General features: G+C 68.0%; 14 protein-coding genes. 2 read left to right on the top strand and 12 right to left on the bottom strand.

Going from position 1 to position 13,489, the window contains the following annotated elements; translation table 11 throughout:
• The 12 genes from DIE23_RS08240 to DIE23_RS08295 are packed head-to-tail and all read right to left on the bottom strand — an operon-like array spanning nucleotide 1 to nucleotide 12,289.
• Complete coding sequence (locus DIE23_RS08240) at nucleotides 1-1,188, bottom strand: beta-ketoacyl-[acyl-carrier-protein] synthase family protein (protein ID WP_124611665.1); 1,188 nt, start codon at nucleotides 1,186-1,188, stop codon at nucleotides 1-3.
• Nucleotides 1,185-3,593, bottom strand: a complete 2,409-nt coding sequence (locus DIE23_RS08245; protein WP_124611666.1) for an MMPL family transporter — start codon at nucleotides 3,591-3,593, stop codon at nucleotides 1,185-1,187. The genes DIE23_RS08240 and DIE23_RS08245 overlap by 4 nt, the downstream gene beginning before the upstream one ends.
• Nucleotides 3,593-4,261 (bottom strand): outer membrane lipoprotein carrier protein LolA, encoded by a 669-nt coding sequence (locus tag DIE23_RS08250; RefSeq protein ID WP_124611667.1) that lies wholly within the window; start codon nucleotides 4,259-4,261, stop codon nucleotides 3,593-3,595. The genes DIE23_RS08245 and DIE23_RS08250 overlap by 1 nt, the downstream gene beginning before the upstream one ends.
• On the bottom strand, nucleotides 4,252-4,680 hold the full coding sequence (locus tag DIE23_RS08255; RefSeq protein ID WP_124611668.1) for a thioesterase family protein: 429 nt from the start codon (nucleotides 4,678-4,680) through the stop codon (nucleotides 4,252-4,254). The genes DIE23_RS08250 and DIE23_RS08255 overlap by 10 nt, the downstream gene beginning before the upstream one ends.
• Nucleotides 4,677-6,287: a histidine ammonia-lyase gene (gene hutH, locus DIE23_RS08260; RefSeq protein ID WP_124611669.1), complete on the bottom strand. Its 1,611-nt coding sequence runs from the start codon at nucleotides 6,285-6,287 to the stop codon at nucleotides 4,677-4,679. The genes DIE23_RS08255 and hutH overlap by 4 nt, the downstream gene beginning before the upstream one ends.
• Nucleotides 6,274-7,980: a glycosyltransferase gene (locus DIE23_RS08265; RefSeq protein WP_124611670.1), complete on the bottom strand. Its 1,707-nt coding sequence runs from the start codon at nucleotides 7,978-7,980 to the stop codon at nucleotides 6,274-6,276. Before DIE23_RS08265 ends, hutH begins: the two co-directional genes overlap by 14 nt.
• Complete coding sequence (locus DIE23_RS08270; RefSeq protein WP_124611671.1) at nucleotides 7,977-9,665, bottom strand: AMP-binding protein; 1,689 nt, start codon at nucleotides 9,663-9,665, stop codon at nucleotides 7,977-7,979. The genes DIE23_RS08265 and DIE23_RS08270 overlap by 4 nt, the downstream gene beginning before the upstream one ends.
• Nucleotides 9,662-10,297, bottom strand: a complete 636-nt coding sequence (locus DIE23_RS08275; RefSeq protein WP_124611718.1) for a hypothetical protein — start codon at nucleotides 10,295-10,297, stop codon at nucleotides 9,662-9,664. The genes DIE23_RS08270 and DIE23_RS08275 overlap by 4 nt, the downstream gene beginning before the upstream one ends.
• 2 nt (nucleotides 10,298-10,299) lie before the next feature.
• A complete protein-coding gene (locus tag DIE23_RS08280; protein WP_071332739.1) occupies nucleotides 10,300-10,548 on the bottom strand; it encodes an acyl carrier protein in 249 nt (82 codons plus the stop codon).
• Complete coding sequence (locus DIE23_RS08285; protein WP_124611672.1) at nucleotides 10,545-10,850, bottom strand: phosphopantetheine-binding protein; 306 nt, start codon at nucleotides 10,848-10,850, stop codon at nucleotides 10,545-10,547. Before DIE23_RS08285 ends, DIE23_RS08280 begins: the two co-directional genes overlap by 4 nt.
• Nucleotides 10,825-11,619, bottom strand: coding sequence for a 1-acyl-sn-glycerol-3-phosphate acyltransferase (locus tag DIE23_RS08290; RefSeq protein WP_124611673.1), 795 nt, complete (start codon nucleotides 11,617-11,619; stop codon nucleotides 10,825-10,827). The genes DIE23_RS08285 and DIE23_RS08290 overlap by 26 nt, the downstream gene beginning before the upstream one ends.
• Nucleotides 11,603-12,289 carry a beta-ketoacyl synthase chain length factor gene (locus tag DIE23_RS08295; RefSeq protein WP_124611674.1) on the bottom strand — a complete coding sequence of 229 codons (687 nt, stop codon included), beginning with the start codon at nucleotides 12,287-12,289 and terminating at the stop codon, nucleotides 11,603-11,605. Before DIE23_RS08295 ends, DIE23_RS08290 begins: the two co-directional genes overlap by 17 nt.
• On the opposite strand from DIE23_RS08295, the gene DIE23_RS08300 reads away from it, so the two are divergent.
• Together DIE23_RS08300 and DIE23_RS08305 are read left to right on the top strand one after the other, a co-directional pair.
• A complete protein-coding gene (locus tag DIE23_RS08300; protein ID WP_124611675.1) occupies nucleotides 12,267-12,584 on the top strand; it encodes a hypothetical protein in 318 nt (105 codons plus the stop codon). The two genes, DIE23_RS08295 and DIE23_RS08300, sit on opposite strands and share 23 nt — an antisense overlap.
• Nucleotides 12,585-12,716: 132 nt before the next feature.
• Complete coding sequence (locus DIE23_RS08305; protein ID WP_124611719.1) at nucleotides 12,717-13,304, top strand: YigZ family protein; 588 nt, start codon at nucleotides 12,717-12,719, stop codon at nucleotides 13,302-13,304.
• Nucleotides 13,305-13,489 lie beyond the last annotated feature (185 nt).

Consider the following 13,489-nt stretch of genomic DNA (forward strand, 5'->3'; position numbering starts at 1 on the left):
TCAGGCCCCCAGAATCAGGCTGGCATTGCTGCCGCCGAAAGCGAACGAATTACTCATCACGTAACGTCCCGTTGCATCGCCGGCCAGGCGGCGCTCGCTGTCGACGAGATCGAGTCTCGGCAGTGCCGGATCGTGCTCGCCGTCCCAGACGTGCATCGGCAGCGCGATCCCCCGGGCCAGCGTCAGCCAGCCGAATCCGAGTTCGGTCGCGCCTGACGCGCCGAGCGTGTGCCCCGTCAGCGGCTTGGTCCCGCTCGCCGGCACGCCGTGCGGAAACACCCGTGCCGTCACGTTCGCTTCCATCTCGTCGTTCAGCCGCGTCGCCGTCGCGTGCAGGTTCACGTAGCCGATCGCGGACGAAGCCACGCCCGCATCCGCGAGCGCGGCGCGCAGCGCCTCCTCCGCGCCGTAACCCGCCGGGTCCGGTGCCGAGATGTGGTGCGCATCGCTCGACTCGCCGACGCCCGCGAGCCGGACCGCGGTTTCGTCGCGGCCCATCACGAACAGCGCGGCGCCTTCGCCGATATTGATGCCGCTCCGGTTTCGGCTCATCGGATTGGTCTGGCCCGGGCTGACCGATTCGAGCGAGGCGAAGCCCTGCAGCGTCAGCTCACACAACGAATCCGCGCCGCCGACGACGACCGCGTCGCACAGCTTCAGTCGCAGCAGGCGGCGCGCGGCAGCAAATGCCTTCGCGCTCGACGTGCAGGCCGTCGACAGCGTGTAGGCCGGCCCGGTCACGCCCAGCACCGCGCGCACGAACGGCGCGGCCGTACCGATTTCCATCTGTCGATAATCGAATCCGGCGGGCATCGTGCCCGTCGCGACGCGCTGTGCGAGCGCCTGCTCTGCCGCCTGGATGCCCGACGTGCTCGTGCCGATCACGACACCGACCCGGCGCGGGCCATGACGGGCGATCGCCGCGTCGACGATCGGACCAATCTGCGCAAGCGCCGCAAGCAGCAACCGATTGTTCCTGCAGTCGAAATGTGCGGCGGATTCGGGCGGCGCGATGTCGAGCACCGGCCGCACGCGCCCGACCCAACCACCGGCTGGAGCGTCGATGCGCGGCGCCATGCCCGGCGCGATGCCGACGCGCAATGCGTCGACGATTTCGTCGGTGGTTGCGCCAAGCGCGTTGATCATGCCGGGGGCGGACAGGTAGACCGGCGTCTGTTCCTGATTCATGCGCGCCTCTTCTGCGGGGACGGCGTGGCGAGCGGCGCGAACAGCACCGAAAATACGATGCCCATCGAAAGGGTCGTGCCGAAGCTGCGCAACGCGGGCATCGCGCTCGCGCCGAGCATGCCGAACGACAGCAACGTCGTGGCCGCCGACAGCAGCACGCCGGTCCACACCGCGCCGAGCCCGGCCATGTCCCGCATGCACCCCTCGCGGAGGAACACCGAGTAGTTGGCGCCCACGCCGAGCACCAGCATCAGCGCGAGCCAGTTGAACAGCGTGAGCGGCACCCGTGCATAGCCGAATGCGGCAAGCGTCAGCGCGATGGCGAACACGACCGGCAACGTCGTCGCGATGCCGCCGCGCATGCCGTATCGCCACATCAGCAGCGCGGTGACCACGACCAGCGCGCCGGCCAGCCACAGGCCGCTGTCGACCCGATAGGCGCCGAACAGGTTCGACACGCTGGCGGCCTTGTCAACCCACGATACGCCCGGCAGCGTGCGCGCGAGCGCCGCGAATGTCGCGGCGTTCGTCGCATCGACCCGTTCGGGAATCGCCAGCGCCGCCGCGACGGGACCGGCACGGCCGTCGATTCGCCCGAGCCACAGATGCCGGAACGGCGCCGACCAGGGTGCCGCGAGCCAGGTGTCGACGGACAGCGTCGCCTCGGCCTGACGGGAAAACGCCTGAATCCACGCATCGGCGACTTCGTCGCGGAAGCCCGCGCGCCCGAGGGTCTCGCGCAGTGCGGCGGCATCGGCAAACACGTGCTTGCCGAGCACGGCCCGGTTGCGGGCCTGCTGCTGCGCCGAAGGCACGAACGTCGCGATCGACTGGACGCGACCGGCCTGCTTCCGATCGAGCGCTGCGACCAGCGCCTCCGACCGCTCGAGCACCTGTTCCGACGACGCGCCCTCGACGACGAAGAACTGCGCGGTGTTCGCCAGCCCGACCGCCGCGCGGATATTGCTTTCCTGCCGAGCGAGACCCGCATCGCGCTGGATCAGCAGATGAACGTCGTCGTCGCTCTTCAGGACGGCCCAGCCCGGGATTGCCACGAGCGCAACCAGCACGGCGGCGGCCACGGCGCGCCGGCCTGCCAGCAGCGACTGCCATCCGCTCAGCAGACGGGCGGCGCCCGCGAATACGCGGGACGGCGCGCGCCGCGGCGCCTGCGTCAGCATCAGCGGCAAAAAGCCGGTCACCGCCGCGAATGCACAGAGGATCCCGACGATCGCGAAGCACGCGATCTGCTTGAGCGCCGGGAACGGCACCCACATCAGGATCGCGTATCCCAGCAGGCTGGTCGCCAGCGCCACCACGAGCGCCGGCCGGACCGCCGCCGCGCCGCGCCGTGCATCCCACTGCCGCCCCGCCGCCAGGCAGGCGACGAAATACTGGATCGAATAGTCGACGGCCTCGCCGATCAGGCTGACGCCGAACACCAGCGTCAGCAGGTGCAGTTGGCCGAATACGAACAGCGTCGCCGCCAGCGCGCAGACGATACCGAACGCCGTCGACGCGAACGCGAGTGCCAGCAGGCGCGGCGAGCGGAATACGCTCATCAGCAGGAGCGCGATGCCGGCCAGCGACACCGCGCCGATCACGTGCACGTCGCGCTCCGCACTCGCGCGCGCCGCTTCCGCATAAAACACCGCGCCGGCCCGATCGACGCGCACGCCGCGGAAATCGGCCGCGAGCACGCGCTCCGCATCGGCCGTCGCGACACGCACCGCGTGCTGGACCGTCGATTCATAGGCCGAGCCCGGCAGCGACGTCATCACGAGCACGCCCGTCGCGCCGTCGCGATGCGATACCAGCATGCCGTCCTCGAGCGACAGATTCGATGCCGCGAGCGGCAACGCGCCGAGCCAGTGCTGCAGCCAGCCGAACGGATCGTCTGCCACCGCGGTCTGCAGGCCGTCGACCGGCGGCGCATAGAGCCGCCGGACCAGCCGTTCGCCGAGCGTGGCGTCGCCCTGCTCGAGCGATCCTCGATCCGCATCCGTCAGCAGACCGAAGCGCGCCGGCATGTAGGTGGCCGCGATCTGCGACAGGTCGAACGGCGGCACCTCGACCGTCACCGAACGAAATGCGCCGCTTGCATCGAGCCGTGCGCCGAATTGCTTCGCGGCGGCCTTGGCGCGCGCGGCGTCGCGATCGGTCACCAGGTAGACGGTGCGGTTGCCGAGCGCATCGCCGAGCATGTCGACGGCGCGTTCGGCAACCGGATTCGCCTCGGTGGCCGGCAGCAATGCGAGCAGGTTCGTCTGCAGCGGCGCGGGCCCGCTGAAGCGCCACAGGATGTATGCGACCGCCGCGAGCGCGACGAACAGCCAGGCGGCGCACAGCACGCGCCGCCGAGCGCGCTCGCCCGCTGCGTCGATCTCGCCGCGCGCCGTATTCATCACCGTGCCTCCAGCCATTCGCGCTCGGCCGGCGCCGGAGCATCGACCGGCGTCGGCCGGGCAAACTCGAGCACGGTCGCATTGCCGTTCGCGAACGTCATGTCGAGCCGGCCGAGATACGCGCCGCCGCTCATTTCGAGCATGCGGACCGCCTGCGCGAGCTGCGGCTGGTTCGGTCGCAACGCCATCCGCCATCGCTCCGGCGTGCCGCTCGCATCGACGTCGAATTGTGCGTACAGCGCCGACAGGTCGCCGCCGAGCATGTCACGCATCATGCGCGACACTTGCGCGACGCCGCGGCCGGCGCCGCCGGGCGCGACGAGACGTCCGTCCGCGCCGACCTCGCGCACGCCGCCGTCGGTAATCACATAAGTGGCCTTGTAGGGCGTATCGATGCGCCAGATGACGCCCGACCTGCGATCGAACAACATCGATCCGGTGCTGACGAGCGGCTGCTTCATCGCCGACAGCGTCTGGGTCTGCCGAAAATCCGCGCGAATCGCCCCGACCCGCGCGAGCCGCGCCGCGATGTCGGACACCAGCGCGGCATTCGCCGGCCGCGACGTCGCGCCCGTCGCCGGAGCGGCCATCGCCGCGCCGTCGGCGAGCGTCACGCATGCGGCCAGCAGCATCGTCGCAAGCCGTCTGTAGCGCAGCTTCAGGCCCATTGCGCTTGCACCCTTTCGATCAGGGCCGGCGGCGACACGAACTGCAGTTCGTGGGTCGTCGCATCGACCGCCAGTTGCACCGTATACCCCTTCGTCAAACGCTCGCCGGAAGCCGCGTCGACGATGTCATAACCGATCTTCAGCCGGTTCTCGAATTCGAGCAGCGTCGCGCGCACGTCGAGCTGCTGGCTGTAACGGGCCGGACGAACGTACTTCAGATGCGCTTCCACCACCGGCCACACATAGCCTGACGCCAGCATCGCCGGATAGTCGTAGTCGATCATGCGCAGCAGCGCGGCGCGGCTGCTTTCGAAGTACTTCAGGTAATGACCGTGCCAGCAGACGTTCATGGCATCGACATCGTGGAAGAGAACCTCGACGCGTGCCGTCGCGGTCAACGGCGAACGAAACGCGTTCATGCCGCCTCCCCGCGCCGGAATCCGTCGAGCGATCCACCGATCGGCTCGCATGCGGCGAGGCGCGCGGTCAGCGCGCGCAACTCGGCTTCGAGCGGCCGATCCTCGACCACCAGCGGCGAGTGACGGCCGACGTCGTCGATGAACGCGCGCAGCGCGGGCGAAAGCTGCGTTCGCGGATCGTCGCGCAGTCGCAGCCGGGTGGCCTGCACGGTCGCGAGCACGTGCGCCGCGGCAACCTGTTCGGTCAGCGCCAGCACGCGCAGGCAATCGCGCGCGGCAATCGTTCCCATGCTGACCTTGTCCTGGTTGTGCGACTCCGTCGAGCGCGAGAACACGCTCGCCGGCATCGTGTGCTTCAGCGCCTCCGCCGTCCACGCGGAAGACGAGATCTGCACGGCCTTGAACCCGTGGTTGATCGCCATGCGCTCCGGGGCGGCGCCCGTCAGGTTGCGCGGCAGTCCGTTGCTGAACTTGTCGTCGACCAGCAGCGCGAGCTGGCGGTCCATCAGGTCCGCGAGGTTGGCCACCGCGGTCTTCAGCGCATCCATCGCGAACGCGATATGACCACCGTAGAAATTGCCGCCGTGCAGAACGCACCCTTCGTCCGGGTCGATCAGCGGATTGTCGTTCGCACTGTTCAGCTCGTTCTCGATATCGCGGCGCATCCACGACAACGCGTCACGCGCCACGCCGATCACGTGCGGCGCGCACCGCACCGAATAGCGATCCTGCAGGCGACGTCCGGGCAATTCGTCCCGACCGTCCAGGTCGGCGCGTATCCACGCCGCGGCTTCCGCCTGCCCCGCATGCGGTTTCGCGTCGAACAGCCGCGCATCGAAGTGCCCCGCCCGCCCGTCCAGGGCAACGGTCGTCAACGCCGTCAGGCGGGCCGCCATCCGCGTCAGGTGCTCGGCGCGCGCAAACGCGAGACAGGCCAGCCCCGTCATGACCGCCGTGCCGTTCATCAGCGCCAGCCCCTCTTTCGGCGCGAGCGTCAGCGGTGCGCGATCGATCGCGCACCATGCATCCCGAGCGTCCCGCTCGCCGCCGCCGAACACGACGGTGCGTTCGCCGACCAGAGCCGCGGCGACATAGGACAGCGGCGTCAGGTCGCCGCTCGCTCCGACCGAGCCTTCCGACGGAATGCGCGGCAGAATGCGGTGATTGACCAGGTCGGCGAGCCGTTCCAGCAACGCGAACCGCACGCCCGAGTAGCCGAAGGCGAGCGAGTTGAGCCGTGCGACGATGATGGACAACGTTTGCGTCGCGTCGAACCACTCGCCCATGCCGCACCCGTGATATCGGGTCAGCTGCAGCGGCAGCGCTTCGACGAGCGACGGCGGCACCTCGACCACGCACGCATCGCCGTATCCGGTCGTGACGCCGTAAAGTGTGCCGCCATTCGCGAGATAGTCGCGCAGCCAGGTTGCGCCGCGCTCGATCCGCGCGCGCCATTCGGGCCCCGCGTTCAGTGCGACCGGCGCACCGTCGCGGGCGATCGCGACGACGTCCTCGATCGTCAGATGCCGGCCGCCAACCACGACGGCCGGCCGGTTCGCGTCCGCAGCGGCGGTTGCCGCGACGTCGTTCATGTCATGCTCCGCCACGCGGACCTCCATCGGGCCGCGCCCAGAAATCGAAGAAGTTGAACCATTGGTAGGGCGCCTTGCGGCAATAGTGTTCGAGCCGCGCGGCATAGCGCTGCGCCCACGCCGCGACGTGTCCGGCGCGCTCGCGGCGCGGCAGCTCGATGCGGTCGGCGAACGGCTCGAAATAGAGCCGGTAGCCGTGCGCCTCCTTCAGGCAGAAGAACAGGTAGACCGGGCAGCCCAGCGCGTGGGCGAGGATGTACGGGCCCTGCGCGAACGGGGCCGATGCGTCGAGAAAACGGGCATCGACCGTCTTGCCGGAATCGTGCGGCGGCACGCGGTCGCCGACGATCACGAGCAACTCGCCCGCATCGATGCGCGACTGCATCATCATCGCCGTATCCGGTCCGAAGTCCGACACCTCGACGAGCTGCTTGCCGAACTCCCGGTTCGCGCCGGCAAGCACGCCCGTAAAGCGCTTCGCATGCTCGGTGTAGACGATCGCCGTGACCTTCGTGTGCGCATCGCGCAGCGCAAGCGCTCGCGTCATCTCCAGGTTGCCCAGATGCGCGCCGATCACGAGCGCGCCGCGTCCGCTCGCCGCGAGCGCATCGAACGCCGACGAGTCGTCGAAACGCACGTCGAGCTCGCCGAGACGGCCGGACCAGGCGACGAACTTGTCGAATCCCGCCTGCGCAAAGGCAAGCATGTGCCGGTACGCACTGCGCCACCCCGGCTTCGGCACGGCCGCCGCGTCCGCGGCGTGCAGGCGCGCGATATACGCATGCGACGCGGTGCGCGCCGTGCGGTTCGTCAGCACGAAATAGCCGACGATCGGATGCAGCCAGAACGACGTGAAGCCCTTGCCGAACCAGCGGCAGCTGAGCGCCAGCAACGCCATGCCGACACGACTGCCGCGTTCCGGCATGCGCCACCATGCGTGCGTGCGCTCCGTCCGCGGCGTGCCGCGCCACCCGACCAGCCGGCGGGTCAGCAGCATCGGCGCGCGCGCGAGCATCCCCGCGACGAGCCGCGTATGGCTCAGGCTGATGCGCACGTTGTCGCGCCAGACGTCGAAATGCGACACGCCGTCGGCCGGGTAGACGACGCGCGTCGGGATCGTCCTGAACGCCAGGCCGCGCCAGTGAAGACGGACCAGGATTTCGCTGTCGAAAGCCATCCGCGTCGGCATCGACACCGCGTCGATCAGTTCGCAGACGGCATCGACCGGATAAAGACGAAACCCGCACATCGCATCGGGAATGTCGAGCGACAGCGTTTCGATCCAGACCCATGCGTGCGTGAGGTAGCGGCCATACAGGCGTGCCTTCGGCACGCTGTCGTCGAAGCGCGGCCGGCCGAGAATCACGGCGTCCGGCTCGGCCTGCGCGGCCGCCACGAACTTCGGCACGTCGGCGGCGTCGTGCTGGCCATCGGCATCGATCTGGATCGCGTGCCGATAACCGCGGGCGCGGGCGGCGCGCAATCCTTCCATGACTGCCGCGCCCTTTCCACCATTGACGGGTAGCCGCAGCAGCGTCACGACGGTGGCGTACCGCGCTGCCAGCGCGGCCAGCACCTGTTGCGTCGGCGCATCGCTGCCGTCGTCGACCACCAGGATCGGCAGGCCATGCACGACCAGTCGCGCCAGCGTGTCGCCGATCGCGTCGCGATGGTTGTAGATCGGGATGACGATGCAGGTGCCGTTCATCTCGCCGCCACGCCGTAGACCAGCACGCCCGACGTGCATTCCCGCCCGCCGCGGCTGAATGCGAAACGCGCGCATCCGCGTACGGGATCATGCGCGATACGCAGCGCCAGCACCGCGCCTGGCGGCACCGGCGCCTTGAATTTCAGGTGTTCGATGGAGCGGACTTCGCGCACGGCCGGCATCTCGCGGCCGGCAAGGCGCGCGGCCCAGTCGATTTGCACGACCCCGGGCAGGATCGGCAGCCCCGGAAAATGCCCGTCGAAATGCGCAAGCGCGGGCGGCACGCGCAGTTCGTAATGCAGCGCGTCGTCGCTGCGCCACGACGCGAGCAGCTCGAAGCCCTCCGGCGTGGCCGTGAATGCGGCCGCCAGCACGGCGGCCGGCAATTTGCCGCGTGCATCGAACGGCATCGCGTGCAGGAATCGCCAGTGGCGCGGTAATGCGGCCGCATCGACATAGGCGCCGAGCGCGTGCCGCAAGGTCGTGGCAACGGCAACCCGCCCCTGCGCGGCCAGCGCGTCGCGCCCCGCCTCGGTCAATACCGCGACGACGCCCACGTGCGCGCGCGTCGTGCCGTCGACCACCACGGCCGCCGCCTGCTCGACGTATGCGTGCGCGAGTATGCGTGACTCGAGTTCCGGCAGCGAAACGCGCTTGCCGTCGAGCTTGACGACGCGATCGCGCCGCCCCGCGAGTGCGAAGCGGCCGTGCGCATCGAACCGCGCGGTGTCGTCGGTGCGGTGCCAGCGATCGTGACCGAGATGACCGGAACGAACGCACAGCACGCCGTCGTCGTCGCAGCGCACGTCGACGCCGGTCAGCGGCTGCCATGCTGGCGAGACGTCCTGGCGCCGCCACGCGATGCCGCCGGTTTCGGTGCTGCCGAAGATCTCGAGCGGCGCCGCGCCGAACGCATTCGAATAAGCCGCCGCCGCCTCGGCCGGCAGTGGGCCGCCCGACGAGAAGAACGCGCACGGTACGGGCGCCTGCATCGGAAAGCCGGACAAGGCCGGCCAGCGCATCAATTGCGACGGCGTCGAGACCACGACGCCGCCGCCGCATTCGGCCAGCCGCTGCTGCAGTTGCAGCGGCTCGAGCACCAGCGTCCGGTCGAACGCGCGCCCCGCCGCCAGCGGCCACAGGATCCTGAACAGCAGTCCGTAGATATGGTGATGCGGCACGCTCGACAGCGTCACGGCCGCACCGACCCGGCCGGCCCATTCGCGCTGCAGCGTGCGCACCTCGGCATCGAACTGCGCGAGCGACTTCCGCACCGGCTTCGCGGTGCCGCTGCTGCCCGACGTGTAAAGCGTCACCGCGGCGGCAGCGTCGATCGGGCGGGCGGACGCCGGTTCGCCTTCCGTGTCGCGCACGCACGCAGCCAGTGCCGGCGCATCCAGCACCAGATCGTATGCATGGGCGAGATCGCCGAGATAGCCGGGCGCGTTGCTGGCCGGAATCACGACTTCCGCGTCCACCGCCGCCACCGCGAAGAACGCGCACGCGAAATCGTAGGGATCGTCGGTGCAGATCGCGACGCGTCGCGCGCCGCGCTCCGTTACCGTCCGCGCGATGGCGTCCGCGCGAGCACGCAGATCGCCCAGCGTCAGTACCTGGGCGCCATCGCGACAGACCGCCGTTGCGCCATCCGCCTCGGCGGACAGCATCTCGTGCAGCGCGATCATGCAACACCTGCCCGTTTTCGCCGGCCGGCGACGACGAAACGGCGCCACAGCCACTCGCCCGCGAGCAACGCACCGATCAGCACGTACGCGACCAGCCCGTTGTAAAGCGCCCACGACGCACGGCTCCAGTACAGCGCCGTATAGACCGAAAAGCCGCCATTGACGAGGAAGAATGCGCACCACACCTGGGTGACGCGCCTCGTGTACCGGACAATTTCCGAGGTCGGCTCGGGATGGGTCAATCGTGCGAATTTCTCGATCATCGTCGGGCCGCCCCGCAGCGTCGCGCCGAACGCAACCAGCAAGCCGGCACTCACGCATGCGGGATAGAGATGAAGAAGCCGTTCGCTATCGGTCACGGCAATCGCGACGGACAAGGCGGTCAACGCACCGGCCACGCACCAGTCGAGCGTCGTGAGCCGGTTGAGCGCGTTCGCCAGCGTGCCCTTGCCGATCGTGCGCTGCAGCCACAGCAACGCGACCAGCAGGCAACCGACGTAGCGCGGCGACAGGCTTTGCCACGCGAACAGGATGACGAGCGGATAGGCCAGGCGCAGCGCCACCCTGGCCGCGACGCCTGTCCAGCGCGGCAAGCCGGTGCCGGTGATCGCCCGCATGCCCGTCGCCGCCATCGTCACGCGCGCGCGAGCAACGCGTGAACCGCCGCAATGACGTCGCCGACGGTTCGCACGGACTTGAACTCTTCGGGCTTGATGCGCCTGCCGGTCATTTCCTGGAGCTTGATGGCCAGATCGACCGCGTCGATGCTGTCGAGGTCGAGTTCCTCGAACAGGTGCGTGTCGGGCGTCACGCGTTCCGGCTCGATCGCGAAATTCTCATGAAAGATGGCGCGGATGCGCTCCAGGATTTCTGCGTCGGTCACGAGTGACTCCCCTTTTCCAGCACGAATTCTTGCGATGCGTGATGCGACTGCTGGTCGGCAATGAAAGCCGCCAGCGTGTTGATCGAACGGAAATGCGCTTTCGTGCGCTCGTCGTTCGCGGCGATCGTCAGGTGAAACTTCTTGCGCAGCATGATGCCGACCTCGAGCGCATCGACGGAATCGAGCCCGATTCCGTCGGTCGAGAACAGCGGCGCGTCGTCGTCGATATCGTCGACCGTCATGTCGTTGAGATCGAGCATCTCGATCAGAAGCTGCTTAATCTGCAGTTTTAAAGTATCCATGCTGAAACAGGCTTTGAGTAATGTGCACTTCCACCTCGCGGGCAATGCTGCGAGCGGCGATCGCCGGTGGCACCACGCCCGGCGCCAGCCGGTCCAGGTCCATCGGCTCGAGCACGTCGATGCGCATGCGAAACGCACGAGACGGCACGTGATACCAGCGCAGGGTCTTGGTGAATACCGGCGGATCGCAATCGATCAGCACCGGCTGGATCCGGCTGCGCGACTGCAGCGCCATATGCGCGAAGCCGCGCGAGAACGCATGCAGACGGTTGCCGCCCGGGCTGCGTGTTCCTTCCGGGAAGATGATCATCGTGTAGCCTGCCGCCAGCTGCCGTGCCCCGGCCTCGACGAGATCGACGGCATCGGCATTGCTGACGTACTCGGCGGCACGCACGATGCCCCAGAAACAGGGATTGCCCCAGTGGCCGCGCTTGACGACGCAGCATGCCTTCGGCGTCAGCGACAACAGCACCATGACATCGAGCCAGGTCGGGTGGTTGGCAACAACGATTGCCGGGCCGTCCTTGGCGAGACGCTCGATGCCGGTCAGCTCGAGCTTCATCACGCCGATGCGCTGCAGCAACGCGACCAGCGCGCGGAAGAAATGATGGATGACGAGCGTCACGCCACGCTGGCGCGAGCGCCGATTCGGCCAGAGCGCGCCGACGACGATCGCCAGCAGAGAGAACACCGACCCGCACAGCGCGAAACCGGCCAGGCTCGCGCCGGTCGCGAACAGGCGCCAGCCATAGTCAAGCCGCGCGATCATGCCAGCTCCATCGCCAGGATGCGTGTTGACCGCGCCACGACGACGCCGCACGCGCCGACAGGCAATGCAGCACCGCCGCGCTTTGCGTACCGGCCGCGTCGTCGGCAACCTGCGCGCGGTCCACCGCCATTTCACAGGTCAGATAGCCGGCCGGCTCGCCGGCGCCGAGCAGAATGGCCAGCCCGACGCTCTCCGGGTCGTCGTCGACATCGCCGTATACGGGATCGGCCGGCTCGTGCGCATAGACGAGCAACACCGGCGATGCCGGCGACGATTCGTATTGCGAAAAAGCTTCGAGCAGCGCGTAGCCGAGGGTTTCATGCCCGGCCGCGATCGCGGTCGCGGCCGATCGGTCGCGTCTGGCGATTCCGAATATGCCTGTGACGGCATTGAGGACCGAGAGGCTGAAGGCCGTCGGCGAGACGGGCTCCGCGGCGCCGATGTCGGCGAGAATACCGGTGGTACGCGCCAGTTCGCCGTGACGCGATGCGAATACCATGCGCAACGGATTCTCCGCGCCGGCGCAGTCGTAGGCCGCCTGAAGCGCGAGACGCGACAGCCGGCTCAAGCGGCGTCGCACCATCGGATCGAGCGCTTCGACGCCCGGCACCCCCGCGGTCGAAATCGACGTCCATCTGGCGATTGGCATGGTCCAATGCAAATCGGCCATTGTTGTTCTCGTTGAGGTGATTTCTCTTAAGTGTTTTTATATAACGCTGCCTTGTATCCGGCATTGCGTTCCGCTTTCCATGAAACCCGCCGCGCGCATGGACCGCCGGACACGTGCAATCGACCCACCTCTTCCGGCAACACCTGCAAAAAGAAAGGAAATCGTCATGCTTGCGAAGCCGGAAGCCGGATTATCAACCGCTGCGATCGAGTGGCCGGTATCTCAGTGCGGCGGAACTGTAACAGGGCTGTTACAAAAGATCAACGCCACGGCGCGAGTCGTCTTCGACATTTGACCATTTATGAGTTTCTAGAAAAGTCATGCATTGTCGGTTATCCCGACGATCCCCGTCCGGCGTGCCTTTGCCCGGTTATGCACCGAGATGGCTCATAATGCGCTCGATGCCAAATCCCCTGTTGCCCGTTCAATGAGTTATTCACTCGCCACCGCCTACACCCGCGAACTCGAAATCCGCAAAAGCCGCTTCATCGCGTTCGCGATCCCGGTCGAAGACCGCGATGCCGCGATGCAGGCGTTGCAACGCCTGCGCGACGAACATCCGACGGCTACCCACGTCTGCTGGGCGCTGCTCGCCGGTGGCCAGTCCGGCATGTCCGACGACGGCGAGCCGTCCGGCACCGCCGGCCGGCCCATCCTCGAGGTGCTGCGTCATCACGATCTCGACGGCGTGCTCGGCGCGGTCGTCCGCTACTACGGCGGCGTGAAGCTCGGCGCGGGCGGCCTGGTGCGCGCCTATACGGATGCGATCGCCTCGGCGCTGCTCGACGCCGAGCGCGTCGAGCGCATTCGCCACACGCGGTTCGCGATCGAAATCGGCTACCCGGACGAGGCCCGCGTGCGCCGCTGGATCGAGCAGGCGGGTTACGACCTGGTGGACAGTGCGTACGGGATGACGGTGAGGCTCGTGATCAAGCTGCCGGAAACAGCCGAGGCGGCGGCGAAAACCGAACTGTTCGACCTGACGCAAGGGCGTTCGGGCTTCCCCGCCCTGTGACGTGCGGGTGACCGCCCACCCGCTCGCCGTAGCGGTTTCACATAGATTCCTGCGAAAAATCAGATACGTCCGATAGCAAAAACGCCCGCCTAAACATACTCTCCCCGCATTCCCGGCAACGTGTCCCGCCAACGTTTGGCCGGGCCGAACCGACGCCGGCGGCACGTCACGTGCTGGACGTGCCG

Origin of the sequence: Burkholderia sp. Bp9143 (assembly GCF_003853645.1) — a bacterium.
Classification (GTDB): Bacteria; Pseudomonadota; Gammaproteobacteria; order Burkholderiales; family Burkholderiaceae; genus Burkholderia.